General features: G+C 68.9%; 15 protein-coding genes. 9 read left to right on the top strand and 6 right to left on the bottom strand.

Annotated features, from left to right (window positions below):
* The first annotated feature begins 17 nt into the window (after positions 1–17).
* The 5 genes from EV647_RS34995 to EV647_RS34975 all read left to right on the top strand — a co-directional run bounded on the left by EV647_RS34995 (position 18) and on the right by EV647_RS34975 (position 6,665).
* Positions 18–506 carry a pyridoxamine 5'-phosphate oxidase family protein gene (locus EV647_RS34995; RefSeq protein ID WP_133788115.1) on the top strand — a complete coding sequence of 163 codons (489 nt, stop codon included), beginning with the start codon at positions 18–20 and terminating at the stop codon, positions 504–506.
* 72 nt (positions 507–578) lie between these two features.
* Positions 579–1,217 carry a GntR family transcriptional regulator gene (locus tag EV647_RS34990; protein WP_134010783.1) on the top strand — a complete coding sequence of 213 codons (639 nt, stop codon included), beginning with the start codon at positions 579–581 and terminating at the stop codon, positions 1,215–1,217.
* A gap of 33 nt (positions 1,218–1,250) precedes the next feature.
* Positions 1,251–2,474 (top strand): amidohydrolase, encoded by a 1,224-nt coding sequence (locus tag EV647_RS34985; RefSeq protein WP_134010781.1) that lies wholly within the window; start codon positions 1,251–1,253, stop codon positions 2,472–2,474.
* Entirely contained in the window at positions 2,471–3,709 is a 1,239-nt protein-coding gene (locus tag EV647_RS34980) for an MFS transporter (RefSeq protein ID WP_134010779.1), read from the top strand. Before EV647_RS34985 ends, EV647_RS34980 begins: the two co-directional genes overlap by 4 nt.
* A gap of 145 nt (positions 3,710–3,854) precedes the next feature.
* The gene (locus EV647_RS34975; RefSeq protein ID WP_166680499.1) at positions 3,855–6,665 is read left to right on the top strand and encodes a glycosyltransferase; all 2,811 of its coding nucleotides are present in this window, start codon (positions 3,855–3,857) and stop codon (positions 6,663–6,665) included.
* Positions 6,666–6,674: 9 nt separating this feature from the next.
* Here EV647_RS34975 and EV647_RS34970 read toward each other — a convergent pair whose 3' ends face one another.
* From EV647_RS34970 to EV647_RS34960, 3 genes are all read right to left on the bottom strand, one after another.
* Positions 6,675–7,493 (bottom strand): aldo/keto reductase, encoded by an 819-nt coding sequence (locus tag EV647_RS34970; RefSeq protein ID WP_134010775.1) that lies wholly within the window; start codon positions 7,491–7,493, stop codon positions 6,675–6,677.
* Positions 7,494–7,512: 19 nt separating this feature from the next.
* Entirely contained in the window at positions 7,513–9,492 is a 1,980-nt protein-coding gene (locus tag EV647_RS34965) for a protein meaA (RefSeq protein ID WP_134010773.1), read from the bottom strand.
* A 75-nt stretch (positions 9,493–9,567) separates the two neighbouring features.
* Entirely contained in the window at positions 9,568–9,903 is a 336-nt protein-coding gene (locus tag EV647_RS34960) for an STAS domain-containing protein (protein ID WP_134010771.1), read from the bottom strand.
* A 142-nt stretch (positions 9,904–10,045) separates the two neighbouring features.
* Here EV647_RS34960 and EV647_RS34955 point away from each other — a divergent pair, with 142 nt between their 5' ends.
* Both EV647_RS34955 and sppA read left to right on the top strand, forming a co-directional pair.
* Positions 10,046–10,378 carry a hypothetical protein gene (locus EV647_RS34955; RefSeq protein ID WP_134010769.1) on the top strand — a complete coding sequence of 111 codons (333 nt, stop codon included), beginning with the start codon at positions 10,046–10,048 and terminating at the stop codon, positions 10,376–10,378.
* Between the two features lie 49 nt (positions 10,379–10,427).
* The gene (gene sppA, locus EV647_RS34950; protein ID WP_134010767.1) at positions 10,428–12,080 is read left to right on the top strand and encodes a signal peptide peptidase SppA; all 1,653 of its coding nucleotides are present in this window, start codon (positions 10,428–10,430) and stop codon (positions 12,078–12,080) included.
* Here sppA and EV647_RS34945 read toward each other — a convergent pair.
* Entirely contained in the window at positions 12,077–12,658 is a 582-nt protein-coding gene (locus EV647_RS34945; RefSeq protein WP_134010765.1) for a cob(I)yrinic acid a,c-diamide adenosyltransferase, read from the bottom strand. The genes sppA and EV647_RS34945 overlap by 4 nt on opposite strands.
* 49 nt (positions 12,659–12,707) lie before the next feature.
* On the opposite strand from EV647_RS34945, the gene murA reads away from it, so the two are divergent.
* Both murA and fabV read left to right on the top strand, forming a co-directional pair.
* On the top strand, positions 12,708–13,994 hold the full coding sequence (murA, locus tag EV647_RS34940) for a UDP-N-acetylglucosamine 1-carboxyvinyltransferase (protein WP_134010763.1): 1,287 nt from the start codon (positions 12,708–12,710) through the stop codon (positions 13,992–13,994).
* A gap of 13 nt (positions 13,995–14,007) precedes the next feature.
* Positions 14,008–15,174 (top strand): enoyl-[acyl-carrier-protein] reductase FabV, encoded by a 1,167-nt coding sequence (gene fabV / locus EV647_RS34935; RefSeq protein WP_134010761.1) that lies wholly within the window; start codon positions 14,008–14,010, stop codon positions 15,172–15,174.
* A 5-nt stretch (positions 15,175–15,179) separates the two neighbouring features.
* Here the strand turns inward: fabV and EV647_RS34930 are convergent, their stop codons facing one another.
* Together EV647_RS34930 and EV647_RS34925 are read right to left on the bottom strand one after the other, a co-directional pair.
* Positions 15,180–16,034 (bottom strand): alpha/beta fold hydrolase, encoded by an 855-nt coding sequence (locus EV647_RS34930; protein ID WP_166680498.1) that lies wholly within the window; start codon positions 16,032–16,034, stop codon positions 15,180–15,182.
* Positions 16,035–16,149: 115 nt separating this feature from the next.
* Positions 16,150–18,651, bottom strand: coding sequence for an RNA helicase (locus EV647_RS34925; protein WP_134010757.1), 2,502 nt, complete (start codon positions 18,649–18,651; stop codon positions 16,150–16,152).

Below are 18,651 nucleotides of genomic sequence, written 5' to 3'. Positions count from 1 at the left end.
TCAGATTGGAAACCGAGATGAACCAGCAGCAGATCGCCGAGATCCTCGCCAAGCCGTACGCGCAGCAGCTCCTGAACGGCTCCGAGCCGGCCCGCTTCGCCTACGACGGCCTGGACGGCGACCCGCGGTGTATCCCGATCGGGTTCTGGGTCGAGGGCGAGCAGATCGTGATCGCCACCGTGCCGAAGTCCGCGAAGGTCGCCGCGCTCCGCAAGAACCCCAAGGTCGCGCTCACGATCGACACCGGCGCGTTCCCGCCCAAGGTGCTGCTGCTCCGCGGCACCGCCGAGCTCACCACCGTCCCGGGCGTCCCCGAGGGCTACCTCGTCGCCGGCCACAAGGTCATGACCGACGAGCAGTACCCGGGCTGGGTCGAAGGCGTGAAGGCCCTGTACGACGAGATGGTGCTCATCACGATCACGCTCACGTGGGCCAAGCTGCTCGACTTCGAGACCACGATCCCGAAGGCCGTCGAGGACCTGATCAAGGAGAAGTCCGCGAGCTGATTCGCCCGGCAGCCGCCGGTACGCCATGCTGTGAATGGCCGTGAATGGCATACCAAAAGCTGGAGAGGGTCGATGAGCGACAGTCGGGAGTCCGAGACCGAGCGGGTCACGCGACAGCTACGGGGCGAGATCCTCGACGGCGTACGGCGGCCTGGACAGCGACTCGTCGAGCGGGAACTGGCCGCCGCACTGGATGTCAGCCGGGTGCCGGTGCGGGAGGCGCTGAAGGCGCTGGTCAGCGAGGGCCTGGTGACGTTGCGGCCGCGCTCGTGGGCGGTCGTGCGGACGTTCACCGACTCCGACATCGCCGATCTGACCGAGGTCCGGGAGGCGTTCGAGCCGCTGACGTTCCGGCTCGCGGCGGAACGGCGTACCAGGGAAGGACTCGACCGGCTACGGGCGGTTCTGGACGAGCAACTGGCCGCGGCACGGGCGAAGGACGCCGTCGTCGCGCGGCGGAAGGCGGCCGACTTCCACGAGCTCGTGACCGAGCTGGCGTCCAACGAACTGCTGGTCGAGATCGAGCGCCCGTTGCGCAGCCGGATGCGTTGGCTGCTGACCCAGCACGACGACCTGATCGCGGTCGCCGGCCAGCATCTGGAGCTGTTCACCGCGATCGCCAACCGGGACGTCGCGGCCGCCGAACGCCTTGCCGCCGAGCACTTGGCCCAGTCGCACGTCTTGTTCCGGAGCAGCCGCGGCATGGAGTGAAGGCACCGCGCAGTTTGGTATACCATTCTCGGCATGACCTCTTTGCTGCTTGCTGACGTGCACCCGTGGGGCGGCGACGCGGTCGACGTGACAATCGTCGACGGCGTGATCGCGGACCTCTCCCCCGCCGGGAGCAGCACCGAGACCAGCACCGGGAGCAGCACCGAGGGCAGTGCGGAGACAGACCAGCGGATCGACGGACGCGGGCTGCTGGCGCTGCCGGGCTTCGTCAATGCGCACGCGCACGTCGACAAGAGCTGGTGGGGCCGGCCGTGGGTGTCGTACGGCGGTGAGCCGACCACTCAAGGCCGGATCGCGCACGAGCGCGCCGAGCGGGACAAGTACGGCATTCCGAGCGTCGGCGGCGCGAAGGCCGTGCTGCGTGAGTTCCTCCGGCACGGTACGACGGCGACGCGCACGCACGTCGACGTCGACCTCGGCGTCGAACTGCGTGGCATCGCCAACGTCCGCGAGGCCGCGGCCGCGCTGGACGGCGCCGTCGAGGTGGAGATCGTCGCGTTCCCGCAGGACGGCGTACTCCGGCGGCCCGGCGTACTCGATCTGCTCGACAAGGCCGCGGCCGAAGGAGCGACGAGCATCGGCGGGCTCGACCCGGCGACGATCGACCGCGACCCGGTCGGCCAACTGGACGCGCTGTTCGAGATCGCGGTCCGGCGCGGGGTCGGGATCGACATACACCTGCACGACCACGGTGACCTCGGCGCGTTCCAGTACGAGCTGATCGCCGAGCGCACCGTGCAGGCCGGTCTGCAGGGCAAGGTGAACGTGTCGCACGGGTTCGCCCTCGGTGAGCTGGCCCCGGCGCGGCGGAGCGAAATGGTAGACCAGCTCGGCGCGGCCGGGATCTCCTGGACCACGGTCGCCCCGGCCACCTCGGCACCGCTACCGTTCCGCGAGATGCGCGCGGCGGGCGTCCCGATCGGCCTCGGCACCGACGGCATCCGTGACCTCTGGTCGCCGTACGGCGATGGTGATCTGCTGCAGATCGCCCGCGGGTTCGCGCGGCTGCACGGGCTCCGTACCGACGAGGACCTGACGTACGCGGTCGAGCTCGCGACGACGTACGGCGCCTCCTTCGTACACCGCGAGAACCACGGCCTCACCGTGGGCGCTCGCGCGGACATCGTGCTGCTCGACGCCGAGAACGCGCCGGACGTGCTGGTCCGCGCACCGCGTCGCGAGTACGTGATTGCCGGCGGGCAGGTCGTCGTGCGCGACGGCGAACTCCAGGTGTGAGCACCGGCACTGCCGTCGGACGCACACTGGGCTCCCTGAGGGACAACCGCGCGTTCCGGCTGTTCTGGTTCTCGAACCTGTTCTTCTTCGGCGGCGTCTGGACGCAGACGCTCGTGCTCGGGTGGCTCGCCTGGGAGACCACGCATTCGGACTTCCTGGTCGCCGTCTACACGGCGGTGCGGTTGGCGCCGTTGCTGCTCGGGCCGTTCGCCGGGGCGTTCGCGGACCGGCACAACCGGGTGCGGCTGCTGATCGTCGCGGCCTCGTGGGCGCTGGTGGCGGTCAGTGCCGTTGCCACGCTGGCCTCGCTCGGTAAGGCGCCGTACTGGGTGCTCGTGGTCGGCGGCCTGGCGATCGGACTCGCGCAGTCGCCGTCACAGCCGGCCCGCGCATCGCTCGTGATGGACCTGGTCGGCCGGGAGAACCTCAGCAACGCCAACGCGCTGAACTCGATGGCGCTGAACATGACGCAGGTGATCGGGCCTGCGATCGGCGGATTGATGATCACCGGCCTGGGCGCGCCGGCCGCATTGTGGGTCTCGACCTTTTGGTATGCCATTTCCTTGGCCGCGTTGCTGCCGCTGCGCGAGTACGGCCGGGTGGTCGGCGGGCACACCGGATCGGCGCTCCGGATGGTCACCAGCGGCCTCCGCGACCTCGCCCGGAACCGGCTGGCCTCGACCGTCCTCCTGATCACGCTGGCAGCGAACACCTTGCTGTGGCCGATCGCGCAGTCCTTCATGCCGGTGTTCGCGCAGGAGTCGCTCGGGCTCGACGCAGCCGGACTGGGCTGGCTCCTGACCTGCGCCGGCGTCGGCGGGCTGACCGGTTCGCTGGTGATCGCCTGGCTGGGCGACTTCCGGTTCAAGGGCGGCATGTTCGTGGTGGGTACGGCGATCTGGGGCACGCTGTGGTCGCTGTTCGCGCTGTCCCACGACACGATGGTGTCGTTCGTGCTGATGACCGCGATCGGGGTGATGAGCGCGGCGTTCGGCGTACTGCAGACGACGCTGCTCCTGATGACCACCGACGAGTCCCTGCACGGCCGCGCCCTGGGCGTCCAGGAGCTGGCGATCGGCATCATGCCCCTGGCATCCCTGGCTCTGGGTGCCTTCGCCGAGCACTACGGCGTCGGCATCACCACGTTCGTGAGCGCCGTACTTCTGGTCGCCGCCGTCGCTGCCCTCGGTCTCTGGACGCCCAAGTTGCTCCGCTACAGCGGCCTTCTTCGATAACAAATGACGATTCTTGGCAACCAATCGAGAGTCTCGCTGCATCTATAGGTTGAGTCCGGGGGGACTCAAGACACAAAACCAAGGGGCAAGTCTGACCTGATACCGGTCTAGTCCTTAAATGTCAAACCGTGGGGGAAGAACAACTGTGGATCGGAACTCGGACCCGCGCGACGGTATGCCGGCACGGCTCGACGCCTCCGTCCGGCTGCTCGTTGGTCCGGCCAACTTCGCGGGGCAGGGCACTCGGTGGGCGCGCGCGATCGAGGAGCGGGTGCCCGGCACGAAGGCGACCTCGTTCGCCTTCTTCAAGGGCGTGCTCGACTACCAGGTCGACTACGGCGTGCCCGCCCGCACGTATCGGCGCAATCCTCGGTGGCGGCTGAACTTCTACAACCATGTCGTGGGCAACTACACGCATGTACTGCTCGAGGCGGCCCGGCCGATCTTCGGTCCCTTGCACGGACCGGACGGGTCCTTCGAGATCCCGCATCTGCTCACCAAGGGTCTGCAGGTGGGGCTCATCGCCCACGGCTCTGACGTCCGGATCCCCAGCCGGCACGCGGAGACCGAGCCCTGGTCGCCGTTCCCCGACCTCGACGACGAGACCGTCGAGCTGCTCGAACGCAATTCGACCCGTGCCGTCGAGCTGTTCACGTCGTACCCGGGCCGCGTGTACGTCTCCACCCCCGATCTCCTCGACTACGTGCCCAACGCGGTCTGGTGCCCGGTGGTCGTCGATGTCGATGCCTGGCGCAGTGACGCCCCGGTGCTCGGGCGCAAGGTGCCGGTGGTGGCGCACGCGCCGAGCAAGTCGGCCATGAAGGGTTCCGAGCTCGTCGACCCGATCATGGAGAACCTGGCGCAGCGGGGCCTGATCACCTATCGCCGCGTCGAGGGTGTCGACCCGGCGGACATGCCGGCCGTCTACCGCGACGCCGACATCGTCCTCGACCAGTTCCGCATCGGCAGCTACGGCGTCGCCGCGTGCGAGGCCATGGCGGCCGGCCGGATCGTGGTGGGGCACATCGCTCAGCACGTCCGGGATCGCGTGGCCGCGGACACCGGGCTCGACCTGCCCATCGTCGACGCGACCCCCGAGACCGTCGAGCAGGTCGTGCTCGACCTGATCGCGCACCCGGAGCGGGGCCGCGAGGTCGCCGCCCGCGGACCGGACTTCGTCGCGACGGTGCACGACGGCAGCTGGTCGGCCAACGCGCTGGCCACGTTCGTCGAGCAGTCGAGCCGATCAAGTCCGGTGTCGGTCGACTGGAAACCGTCCTGGATCCGGCCCAAGGTCGTGATGATGGCCGGCAACGACATCGTCGTCGACGCCCGCGTGCTCAAGTACGCGCAGACGGTGGCCAACTGGGACCTCGACGTCACCTGCATCGGCCTTCCCGGACGCCGGTTCAGGGGCGTCCGCTACTTCGGCAAGGTGCAGGTGCTGTGCCCGGTCATCCCGTCGAAGGTGCTGTTGACCGGGTGGCGCAAGCGGCTGGCCAACCTCAAGACCAACCTGAGGCCGTGGTTCAGGACCGAGGCCGAGTACATGCTGGCCTACGGCCGCTGGCAGTACGCGAGTCGCGAGCTACGCGGCGACCGCGGCCGCGACCGCCGTGACCACGAGCGCGCCGGCGGCGAGCCCGGCTCGGCGGTGCGCGCCCAGCGGTCCGTCCGCGACCGGCTGCAGCGGGCGGTGCGCTGGCGGACGTTGCGACTGCACCGCGCGATCCTCCAGGCCCGCGCCTACTCGTTCCGGCGTACCAAGCCGCAGGCCGACATCACCGACCTGGGCATCGGCAAGCGGCGCGAGCGGCTGCTGAGGCTCTACCGCTACTTGCCGGCGGGGCGCTGGCGGCGGGTGATGCCCGAGCTGGTCGACCAGGAGCTGACGCTGGGCCCGCTGCTGGACCGCCTCCTGATCGAGGTCATCCACGTGCACGACGTGTTCATGCTCGGCATCGCGGCGCGCGCGGCGCACCGGGCGGCACTGGACGGGCGGACGATCAAGATCATCTACGACGCCCACGAGTACATCCCGGGTGTGCCGGTGGTGGCTCCGCGGCGAGTCGCGGCGTACAGCGATCTCGAGCGCGAGTTCATCCGCGACGCGGACCGCGTGATCACGGTGTCCGAGCCGCTGGCCCATTGGCTCAAGCGCGACCACAAGCTGGCCGAGCTACCCGACGTCGTCCTCAACGCGCCGGTCGAGCCGCCCGAGGACGCCGAGGACGCCGACTTCAAGGGTCTGCGCGAGCAGCTGCGGTTGCCCGAGGACGTGCCGCTGCTGGTGTACGGCGGCGGCGTCAACCGTGCCCGCGGCGTCGGGACGGCGGTCGAGGCGCTGACGAAGCTGCCCGGCGTACACCTCGCGATCGTCGCGCGGGCCAACTCCGTCACCGCGGAGTTGGAGGCCCGTGCCGCCGAACTGGGCGTGGCGGACCGCGTGCACCTGGCGCCGTTCGTCGCTGCCGAGGTCGTGCCGCTGTACCTGCGCTCGGCCACCATCGGCCTCAGTCCGCTGCTGCACGCGCCGAACCACGACATCGCGGTGACGAACAAGTTCTGCGAGTACATCGGTGCGGGGCTGTCCATCATCACCAGCGACACCCCGGCGCAGGCCGACCTGGTGAAGGAGCTCGACCTCGGCGCGGTCTACCCCGCGGGCGACGTGGAAGGCCTCGTGCTGGCAGTCCGGACGGTGCTCGCCGACCGCGACCGCATCGCCCAGCGCATCGCCGACGACCCCGAACTGCAGCACCGGTTCTCCTGGGCCGCGCAGGCCGAGGTCCTCCGGTCGGTGTACGCCGACGTGATGGGGACCCTGCCCGACGCCGCCTGGGCTCCCGGCGCCACGGTCGTCCGCAAACTTCTCCCCGGCCCGCCCGAACTGCCGGAGACGAAGTGGCGGGCCTTCAGGGAGAAGATGGCGAAGAGTACGAGCTTGCTGGTCTGAGTCGCGGGGTCAGGACCACCACTTGCCACTCTGGGACAGGGCGTCCGCGGTCAGGTTCGTGGTGTCGAGGGCGTCGAGGTCGGCGATCGCCGCGTCGTCCAGCTCGAAGTCGAAGACGTTGAAGTTCTCGACGATGCGGTCCTGGTGGATGGACTTCGGGATCACCGAGAGGCCCTTCTGGATCGCCCAGCGGATCAGGACCTGCGCCGGCGTGTGGCCGGTGGCCTCGGCGATCCGGGCGATGACCGGGTCGCCGAGGTGGCGGCCGGTGCCGAGCGGGCTGTACGCCTGCGCGACGACGTTCGCCTCCTCGCAGGCCTCGACGAGGCCCTTGCGGTACTCGAACGGGCTGAACTGGATCTGGTTCGCGGCCGGCTGGATGCGGGCGATCTTGTTCAGTTCCTGCAGCTCGGTGGAGCTGAAGTTGGAGATGCCGATGCCTTTGGTGAGGCCCGCGTCGACGGCCGCTTCCATCGCCGGCCACGCCCAGGTCGGCCCGCCCTGCGGCCAGTGGATCAGGTAGAGGTCGAGGTAGTCGGTCCCGAGCCGCTCGAGGCTCTTCTCCGCCTCGACCCGCGCGTCCTTGCCGCCCGGGTAGAACTTGGTCGTCAGGAAGATCTCTTCACGCGGGATCCCGCTCTCCCTGATCGCCTTCCCGACGCTGGCCTCGTTCCGGTAGGCCTGCGCGGTGTCGATCAGCCGGTAACCGGCCTCGAGCGCCCAGGTGACGGCGCGCTCGCACTCCGCCCCGTCATCCACCTGCCAGACCCCCAGCCCGAGCACCGGGATCTCAGTTCCGTTGGACAGCTGCCGAGTATTAGCGGTCATGCCTTCCTTCTACCACGGCCTACAACTTGTTCGCGTGGCGGATGACGTCGACGACGTCGGACATCATGCCGGTGAGGTCGTAGTCCTTGGGGGTGTAGACGGCGGCCACGCCGGCGGACCGCAGGGAGTTGGCGTCGGCTTCGGGGACGATGCCGCCGACGACGACGGGGACGTCCTCGAGACCTGCCTCGCGGAGGCCTTCGACCACCTGCGGGACCAGTTCCATGTGCGAGCCGGACAGGATCGAGAGACCGACGCAGTGGACGTCCTCGGCGACGGCCGCGGCGACGATCTGCTCGGGAGTCAGGCGGATGCCTTGGTAGATGACCTCGAAGCCGACGTCGCGGGCGCGGACCGCGACCTGCTCGGCGCCGTTCGAGTGGCCGTCCAGACCGGGCTTGCCGACCAGGAGGCGGAGGCGGCCGCCGAGCTCGGACGACGTGGCGGCGACCTTCTCACGGACCGCGGCGATCTCGGCGCCACTACCGGAAACCCCGACGGATCCGGCGACACCGGTCGGTGCGCGGTACTCGCCGTACATCTCCCGCAGTACGCCGGCCCATTCGCCGGTCGTCACGCCGGCGCGAGCGCACTCGAGCGTCACGGGCATCAGGTTGTCGGTGGTCTTCGCGGCGGCGCGCAGCCTCCCGAGCGCCGCCTCCACCGCCGACGCGTCGCGAAGGCCGCGCCACTTCCGCAGTGACTCCAGCGCAGCCGATTCGGCCGCCGGGTCGACAGTCTGGATCGCGGTGTCGAGGTCGGCGGTCAGCGGCGACGGCTCGGTGTTCTCGAACTTGTTCACGCCGACGACGATCTGTTCGCCGGACTCGATCCGCTGCCGCCGCTCGGCATGCGATCCGACGAGCGCCTGCTTCAGGTACCCGCTCTCGACGGCGGCGACCGCGCCGCCCATCGCCTGCACGCGGTCGATCTCCTCCTGCGCCCCGGCGACCAGCTCGTCGACCTTCGCCTCGATCACGTGCGACCCGTCGAAGATGTCGTCGTACTCGAGCAGGTCGGACTCGTACGCCAGCACCTGCTGCATCCGTAACGACCACTGCTGGTCCCACGGTCGCGGCAACCCGAGCGCCTCGTTCCAGGCCGGCAGCTGGACCGCCCGCGCGCGCGCGTTCTTCGACAGCGTCACCCCGAGCATCTCGAGGACGATCCGCTGCACGTTGTTCTCCGGCTGCGCCTCCGTCAAGCCGAGCGAGTTCACCTGTACGCCGTACCGCAACCGCCTGGCCTTCGCGTCCGTCACGCCGTACCGCTGCAGCGTCAGCTCGTCCCAGAGCCGGACGAAGGCACGCATCTTGCACGTCTCCTCGATGAACCGCACGCCGGCGTTCACGAAGAACGAGATCCGCTGCACGACGTCCCCGAACCGCTCCGGCGGCACCTGCCCGCCGTCCCGTACCCGGTCGAGTACGGCGATCGCCGTCGACAGCGCGAACGCCAACTCCTGGACGGGCGTCGCGCCGGCCTCCTGCAGGTGGTAGCTGCAGATGTTGATCGGATTCCACTTCGGCATCGTGGCGACCGTGTACGCGATCAGGTCGGTCGTCAGCCGCAGCGACGCGTCCGGCGGGAACGCGTACGTCCCGCGCGACAGGTACTCCTTGACGATGTCGTTCTGCGTGGTCCCGGTCAGCTCGTCCGGCAGCGCGCCCTGCTCCTGCGCGGCGACCTGGTAGAGCGCGAGCAGCCACATCGCGGTCGCGTTGATCGTCATCGACGTGTTCATCTGCGCGAGCGGGATCTGGTCGAACAACGCCCGTACGTCGCCCAGGTGCGCGACCGGTACGCCGACCTTTCCGACCTCACCCTTCGCGAGCGGGTGGTCCGCGTCGTACCCGGTCTGGGTCGGCAGGTCGAACGCAACGGACAGCCCGGTCTGGCCCTTCGCGAGGTTCCGGCGGAACAGCGCGTTGGACTCCGCCGCGGACGAGTGGCCCGCGTACGTCCGCATCACCCAGGGTCGATCCTTGTCGGTCGCCATGTACCCGAGAGTAGGACTCTGTGCCCTTGTGAGTCTGCCTCTCGTGACTGGCGTCACCAGGGGCTTAGATCACAGTCAGGCGCTGATCGGGAGCGGGGTCCGCTCCACGTTCAGCACGCGGTGCAGACGGGTGACCGCGAGGATGCGGACGACCGACGGCATCGGGTGCCAGAGCACGAGTTGGCGGCCGAGCAACTGGGTGCGGCGGTGGGTCGCGACCAGCAGGCCGAGACCGGTCGCGTCGACCGCATCGACCTCTTCCAGGTCCACGATCACGTCGCCGTCGGAGGCGTCGATCAGGTCGTTGAGAGTTTGACGGACGTCGCCGACGGAGCGCACGTCCAGGATGCCGGTCAGGTGTACGACGTTGTCAGAGGCCCTGTTGGGCTTGCTGTGGGTCGGTGCGAGCATGTCCGTGCCCTCCCGCTCTTCCGGCGGCCCCCGAGTTGATCGGCCGGCCCAGAAAATTTGTATGGCAGCGTCTGTGTTGGTAAAGACTCCCTGGAGACACGGAAGGTTGCCAAGGGGTCAGGATCTTTTGTTTCGCGAGACAATGGTGTCCGTGTTCGCCGAGGATTACTTCCTGTTCCCGGTGGTGGCCATCGCCCTGGCCGGCGTGATGGTGCTGCTGTGCCGCTGGGCCTTCTCGAAGGCGAAGGGCGGGTCGCTCGTACGCCGGGTGGACCACCGCCCGGCCGACCGGGACGCCTTCGGCCTGCTCATCGACATCCGCACCGTGCCGAACTACAACGAGGCCCGCGTCCTGGTCAGCCGCCTGCGGGACTTCGGCATCAAGGCCACCGCGGCCCGCACCACCGACGGCTGGACGGTCTACGTCTGGCCGAAGGACGAAGCCGCCGCCCGCGGCCTGCTCGAAACTCCTTGAGCGAACTGGTCGAGCTGATCGGCCTTTTGTGTGGGTCTAGGGTCGGAGTATGGGGACTCTGCTCGAGCTGGACCTGACCCGCGGCGTACTCGAGACGCCGCCCGCTTCACCGGTGGCGGCGTTCCGTGCGCGCCACCTGCCGACTCTGCGCGAGTTGGTAGGCGCGCTGCGGAAGGGGGCGCGGGACGACGGTGTGGTCGGCGTAGTGGCCCACATCGGCGGCAGCCGGCTCTCACTCGCGCAGGTGCAGGAGCTGCGTGAGGCGGTGGCGGACTTCCGTACGTCGGGCAAGGCGGCCGTAGCGTGGACCGAGTCGTTCGGCGAGACCGGACAGGGCACGGTGCCGTACTACCTGGCGACGGCGTTCGACGAGATCTGGCTCCAGCCGTCCGGCGACCTGGCGATCACCGGTGTGTCCGTGCAGGCGGTCTTCGTCCGCGGGGCGCTCGACAAGGCCGGTGTGATCCCCCAGTTCGGCAAGCGGCGTGAGTACAAGACCGCTGCCGACACGTTCACCGAACGGGAGATGACCGCGCCCGCTCGCGAGATGGCGTCGCGGCTGGCGGAGTCGGCGTACGAACAGATCGTCGAGGGCATCGCCGTACGACGGCGTCTGGACAGTGCACGGGTCCGAGAGCTCGTCGACGGTGCGCCGCTGCCCGCACAGGTCGGTCTGGACGCCGGACTGGTCGATCGACTCGGCTACCGGTCGGACGTGTACGACGAGCTCGAGAAGGAGCTGCGGTACGACGACAGGCTGCTGGCCGAGCGGTACATCCGGCGTGGTCCGCGGACGCTCCACGAGGTACGCAAGAACCTCCCGTGGCCGCAGAAGCCGCTGCTGGCGGTTGTCCGTGTGACAGGTGGCATCTCGGTCGGCCGCAACTCCAACAGCCCAATGGGGGGTCCTGGCTCTGGCTCCGACACCGTCGGAGCCGCACTGCGTGCTGTAGCGGACAACGAACGCGTGAAGGCGGTAGTGCTGCGCGTCGACAGCCCAGGTGGTTCGTACGTCGCCTCGGACGCGATCCGCAACGAAGTACTGCGGCTGCGCTCGACCGGACGGCCCGTGATCGCGTCGATGGGTGGTGTGGCCGCATCTGGTGGGTACTTCGTGGCGATGCCGGCCGACGTGATCGTGGCGCAGCCCGGCACGATCACCGGGTCGATCGGGGTCCTCACCGGCAAGGGCGTCATACGCGATGCGCTCGGGCGGATCGGCATCTCACGCGAGGCCGTGTCGGAGGGCGCGAACGCACAGATGTACTCGGCGCAGGAGGAGTTCACCGACGAGCAGTGGGCGCGGTTGGAGGAGACACTCGACCGCATCTACAAGGACTTCGTCGCCAAGGCCGCACAGGATCGCGGCCTGCCCGAGGACCAACTGGAGTCGCTGGCCCGCGGACGGGTCTGGACCGGCGCCGACGCGCACAGCCACAAGCTGATCGACGAGCTCGGCGGCTTCCAGCACGCACTGACGCTTGCGTGCAACCGGGCCGGTCTGGACCGCGACGAGATCGCCGTGACCTCCGTACCGCACCGCAACCTGCTCAGTCAGCTGAAGGCGCCCACGACGACCGATGATCTGGCTGTCGGTGCGGCGCCGTTGACGCTCGACGGCCTGACCACCGGTCTCTACAGCGCGCTGGGGTTGCCGCCGGCCGGCGTACTGCGGATGCCCTTCAGCTGGGAGATCAGCTAACCCCGTTCTCCGCCCGGGACCCAGAGGACGTCGCCTCCGGAGGACAGGTTCGCGACGCGGCCGAGGATGAAGAGCAGGTCGGACAGCCGGTTCAGATAGGTGAGCGCAAGCAGGTTGACGGACGGCCCGTGCGCCTCGACGGCGGCCCAGCCGGCCCTCTCGGCGCGGCGGACAACCGTGCGGGCGACGTTCAGGTACGCCGCGCCCTCGGTGCCGCCGGGCAGGATGAACGACCGGAGCTTGGTCAAACGACTGTTGTAGTCGTCGCACCAGCCCTCGAGGCGGTCGATGTAGTCCTGGGTGATGCGCAGCGGCGGGTATTCCGGGTCGGGCGTGATCGGGTTGCACAGGTCCGCGCCGACGTCGAACAGGTCGTTCTGGACGTGGGTCAGCAGGACCACGAGCGCAGTGTTCAGGTGCCCGGCCGCGATGGCCACGCCGATCGCGGAGTTCGCCTCGTCGACCTCGCCGTACGCCGCCAGCCGCGGATCCGTCTTCGAGGTGACGGAGTTGTCGCCGAGGCGGGTCTCGCCGGCGTCTCCGGTGCGGGTGTAGATCCGCGTCAAGTTCACAGCCATGCCAGGACTCTACGCAAAGCCTCGGCGGGTCAAACGCTACAGTCGACCGGTGGAACGGTTTCGGATCGCGGGTGAGGCACGGCTCGACGGCACTGTCGAGGTGGCCGGAGCGAAGAACAGTGTGCTCAAGCTGATGGCGGCAGCGCTGCTGGCAGAGGGTACGACGACGCTGCGGCAGGTGCCGGGCATTCTCGACGTCACGTTCATGGCGCAACTGCTGGACACTCTCGGTTGCGAGGTGAAGGTTGACGCGGAGCAGCGGCTCGCGACGATCGCCGTCCCGGGCACGATCGGGCACCAGTGTGACTACGACCTGGTCCGCAAGCTGCGCGCGTCGATCTCGGTGCTCGGTCCGCTGCTGGCCCGCTGCGGCCAGGCGGAGGTCGCGCTGCCGGGCGGCGACAACATCGGTTCCCGCGGCCTGAACATGCACGTCGCGGGCCTGGAGTCGATGGGCGCCAAGGTGCACATCGAGCACGGTTTCGTGATCGCCGAGGCTCCGCAGGGGCTGCACGGCGCCGAGGTCTGGCTGGACTTCCCGAGCGTCGGCGCCACCGAGACGATCATGATGGCGGCCGTGCTCGCGCGCGGTACGACGATCATCGAGAACGCCGCCCGCGAGCCGGAGATCCAGGACATCGCGGCGATGCTGGTCGAGATGGGCGCGCAGATCGACGGCGCCGGCTCGCCGCGGATCGAGATCACCGGGGTGAGCGGGCTGCTCAAGCCCGTCGACCACGTCGTGGTCCCGGACCGGATCGTGTCCGGCAGCTGGGCGTTCGCGGCGGCCATCACCAAGGGTGACGTGACAGTCACCAACGGGCACGCGGAGCACCTCGAGCTGCCGCTCGACAAGCTCCACAAGGCCGGCGCGGAGATCACGGTGCTGAACCCCGGTTTCCGGGTCCGGATGCACGACCGGCCGAAGCCCGTGGACGTGGTCACGCTCCCCTACCCCGGGTTCGCCACCGACCTGCAGGCGTTCGTGATCGCGCTGAACGCGATCAGCGACGGCGCGGCGATGGTCACCGAGAACCTGTTCGAGGGCCGGTTCACGTTCGCGCAGGAGCTGACCCGGCTCGGTGCGCAGATCCAGACCGACGGGCATCACGCGGTGGTTCGCGGCGTACCGCGGCTGTCCGGTGCTCCGGTGGTGGCCTCCGACATCCGCGCCGGCGCGGCGCTGGTGCTGGCCGGTCTCGCCGCCGAGGGCGAGACGCTCGTGTCGGCCGCCCACCACGTGCACCGCGGCTACACCGACTTCGCCGGCAACCTCCGCCGCCTCGGCGCCGACGTCGTCGTCGAGCCGGACGATGCGGAGATGTACTGGAGCTAATAGGGTCTCCCTCATGACTGAGCGTGTGGTGAAGCCGGTTGGGCGGGGATTTCTGTTTCTCGATTCGCATCCGGCGGGGTGTGCGCGGGTGGTGCGGGAGATGGCGGCGGAGGTCGAGCGTCGTACGCCGGAACGCCGTACGGCGCTCGTGATCGGGTCGAGTTCGGGCTACGGGCTCGCGACCACGATCGCCGGGCTCGCGCGGTACGGCATCGACGGCATCGGCATCTGCTTCGAGAAGGCTCCGACGGCACGACGTACGGCGACCGCCGGCTGGTACCGCACCGCGGAGACCGCCGCGCTCGCCGCCGAGCTCGGTCGCTCGTGGACCTTCGTGAACGCGGACGCGTTCGCGGACACCACGAAGGACGAAGTACTCGACCTGGTCGCCGAGCAGCTCGGCGGGATCGACCACCTCGTCTACAGTGTCGCCGCGCCGCGGCGGACCGACCCGCGCACCGGCGAGACGTACCAGTCGGTGCTGAAGGCGATCGGCGCCGAGCACACCACGAAGAGCCTCGCGTTCGACGACGGTGCGCCGGTGCTGCAGGAGGTCGGGATCGAGGTCGCGACCGACGACGAGATCGCGCAGACCGTGAAGGTGATGGGCGGCGAGGACTGGACCCGGTGGATCACCGCGCTCCAGGACCGCGATCTGCTCAAGCCCGGCTTCAACACCGTCGCCCTGACCTACATCGGCTCCGAGCTGACCGGTCCGCTCTACCGCCAGGGCTCGATCGGTGCGGCCAAGGCGGACCTGGAGCAGACCGCGCTGAAGCTGGCCGCGGACGGGTTGACCGCGATGACGTCGGTCAACGGCGCCGCGGTCACGCAGGCATCGTCCGCGATCCCGGGCATCGGCCTGTACGTCAGCCTCCTCCACAAGGTGACCGGCCTGCAGACACCGGTGGAGCAGTCGATCGCCCTGTGGGACCAGCTCACCGGCGCGTCCCCGTTCGACCTGGACGACGAGGGCCGCATCCGCCTCGACCGCTGGGAACTCAACGACGACGTACAGTCCGCCGTCCGCGCCCAGTGGGAGTCAGTGACCCAGGCCAACATCGCCGAGGTCGCCGACGCCGCCTGGTTCCTCACCGAAGTACGCCGCCTGTACGGCTTCGACGTACCGGGCGTGAACTACGACGCCGAAACCGAGGTCGACGTGAACTGGCCGAGCTAGGGAGTTCAGCTGACCAGGAGATCGCCGCAGAACGAGCGGATGGCGCGGTTGACCAGCTCGGGTCGCTCCCAGGGCAGGAAGTGGCCGGCTCCCTTGACCCAGAACGGGCCGACCGCCTCGGGATAGGCAATCGCGCACCGCTGCTCGACGTGGTCGTCCTTTGTCACCTGGTCCGCGCCGACGAGGATGAGGACGGGCTGCTGGACCGGACGGTCGAGCATCTCCGGGGCCGACAGCGGCCGGGTGCCCATGACGACCTCGTAGTCGGCGAAGGACGCGCGGAGGCGGCCGGCCTCGCCGTACGGCTCGGTCAGAAAAGCCAGGTCCTGCTCGTCGAAGGCGTCGGGAGGACACCACAGGCGGTGCCCGTAGAACTCGGCGACGTATCGCCGCCGCCGCTCGGGCGTGTCCAGCTCCGCGACCAAGGCATCGGCATCACGGCCCTGACGGCGAACGTAGTCGTAGACCGCGGAGCTGGCGTTGGCCGCTGGAATGCCGGCCGCCGCGAACGCGTCGTCCAGAGCAGGCGTGGAGTCGTCCAGGATCACCAGGCGGCCCACTCGGTCCGGGTGGCGGTTGGCCAGATCGATGGCGATCGACGCGCCCAGATCATGTCCGGTGACGACTGCACGCTCCCAACCGAGCTTGTCGAACAGACCCGTCAGGTCGGTGTTGAACGCGTTGAAGTCGTAGTAGTCGTCCGGCGCGAAGTCGGAGTCGCCGTACCCGCGCAAATCCGGCGCAACGACATCGAAGCCTGCCTCCGCCAGCGGCACGAGGTTGTGCGACCAGATGCGACTCGTGCACGGGAATCCGTGCAGAAGAAGCAGCGGAACGCCGCCGTCACCGCGCCGTCGCATCGCCAGATGGTGCCGAGGGCCGACCTCGACACGTACAAACTCCACAACCTCATCAGGAAGAGTCATGTCTCTGGTCTACACCGCATTCCGGACGAGAGCCTTCCGGAAGCGACCGTCACAGGGGCTTGAAAGACACCATTTCCAGGGCGAGTTCGCCGGCTTCGTCGGAGGCGTTCAGGTCGACGCTCGCGGTGATGCGCCAGTCGTGGTTGCCTTCGGGGTCGTCGATGATCTGTTGGACTTCCCAGTAGCCGGGGTGTTCCTCGACCATGAAGAGCGCGGGGCCGCGGGCGGCGGGGCCGGTGCCTACGACGTCGTGTTCGGCGTAGTACGCCGTACCGGCCTCGGCCCAGCGGCCCGCGTCCCAGCCGGCTGCGTTGTCGAGCTGCCCGAGCTCGGCCCAGCGGTGCAGGGCGAGTAGCTCGACTCTGCGGAACATGGCGTTGCGGACGAGGACGCGGAAGGCTCTGGTGTTCAAGGTGATCCGGCGCGGACCAGTCGGAGCCGGCGCGACAACCTCCTCCTCGGTCGGGTTGGTGAGCTCCTCCCACTCGTCGAGCAGGCTGGAGTCGGTCTGGCGGACCACTTCTCCGAGCCACTCGATCAGGTCGGTGAGATCCTCGTTCACCTTGTCCGGCGGCACGGTCTGCCGCAGCGCCTTGTACGCGTCGCTCAGGTAGCGAAGGACGATGCCCTCCGAGCGCGCGAGACCGTAGTACTGGATGAACTCGCCGAAGGTCATCGCCCGCTCGAACATGTCCCGTACGACGGACTTCGGCGACAGCCCGGCCTCCGCGATCCACGGATGCGTCTGCCGGTACATCTCCAAGGTTGCCTCGAGCAACTCTTCGAGCGGTTTCGGCCAGCTGATCTCGTCGAGCAGCTCCATCCGCTCCTCGTACTCGATGCCGTCGGCCTTCATCCCCTGCACGGCCTCGCCCTTGGCGTGGTGCAGCTGCGCCAGCAGGATCGCGCGCGGATCCTCCAGCGTCGCCTCGACCACCGACACCACGTCGAGCGCGTACAGCGGGTCCTCGGGGTCGAGCAGGTCCAGCGCGGCCAGTGCGAAGGTGGACAGCGGCTGGTTCAGGCTGAAGTCCTTCTGCAGGTCCACGGTCAGCCGCAACGATCGGCCGTTCTCGTCCGGCTCGTCGAGGCGTTCGACCACACCGGCGGTGAGCAGCGTCCGGTAGATCTGGATCGCGCGGCGGATCAGCCGGATCTGCGCCCGGGAGTCCTCGTGGTTGTCCTGCAGCAGGTGCCGCATGCTCGCGAACGCGTCACCGTCGCGGGCGATCACGTTCAGCAGCATCGCGTGGCTGACCCGCATCCGCGACTGCAGCGGCTCGGGGTCGGCCGCGACCAGCCGGTCGAAGGTGTCCTCACCCCAGGTGACGAAGCCCTCTGGCGGCTTCTTGCGCTGCACCCGGCGCTGCTTCTTCGGGTCGTCGCCTGCCTTCGCGAGCAACCGGACGTTCTCCACGACATGGTCCGGGGCCTGGACGACGACCGTGCCGGACGTGTCGTATCCGGCCCGCCCTGCGCGGCCGGCGATCTGGTGGAACTCGCGTGCTTTCAGGATCCGCTGCCGGCGTCCGTCGTACTTGCTCAGCGCGGTCAGCAGGACGGTGCGGATCGGCACGTTGATGCCGACGCCGAGGGTGTCGGTGCCGCAGATGACCTTCAGCAATCCCGCCTGCGCCAACTGCTCGACCAGCCGCCGGTACTTCGGCAGCATGCCGGCGTGGTGCACCCCGATCCCGTGCATGATCAGGCGCTGCAGGGTCCTGCCGAAGCCCGCGCTGAAGCGGAAGTGCCCGATCAGCTCCTTGATCTTGTCCTTCTCTTCCTTCGTGCAGACGTTGATGCTGGTCAGCGCCTGGGCGCGTTCCAGGGCAGCGGCCTGCGTGAAGTGCACGACGTACACGGGAGCCTGATGCGTCACCAGGAGCTCGGCGAGCGTCTCGTGCAGCGGCGTGGTGACGTACTTGTAGATGAGCGGGACCGGGCGCTCGCCGGACGCGACGATCGCGGTCGGACGGCCGGTACGTCGGGACAGGTCGATCTTGAACCGCTCGACGTCACCGAGGGTCGCGGACATCAGCACGAACTGAGCCTTCGGCAGCTCGAGCAGCGGCACCTGCCACGCCCAGCCGCGATCCGGCTCGGAGTAGAAGTGGAACTCGTCCATCACCACCTGGCCGACGTCCGCGTCCGCCCCTTCGCGCAGGGCGATGTTCGCCAGGACCTCCGCCGTACAGCAGATGATCGGCGCCCCCGCGTTGACGGAGGCGTCGCCGGTCAGCATGCCGACCTTCTCCGCGCCGAACACGTCGCACAACGCGAAGAACTTCTCCGACACCAGCGCCTTGATCGGCGCCGTGTAGAACGTCCGCTGCCCGTTCGCCAGCGCCGCGAAGTGCGCGCCGGTCGCCACCAGACTCTTCCCGGAGCCGGTCGGCGTCGACAGGATCACGTTCGACCCCGTCATCACCTCGATCAACGCCTCTTCCTGAGCCGGGTACAACGAGATCCCCTGCTCCCCCACCCACCGCGCGAACGCGTCGTACAGGTCGTCAGGCTCGGTCGTCTCCGGCAACATCTCGGTCAGCGTCAT

The organism is Kribbella sp. VKM Ac-2566 (genome assembly GCF_004366005.1).
Classification (GTDB): domain Bacteria; phylum Actinomycetota; class Actinomycetes; order Propionibacteriales; family Kribbellaceae; genus Kribbella; species Kribbella pratensis.
Note: the sequence above shows the minus strand (reverse complement) of the source record. Positions and strands in the feature narration are given on the sequence as shown.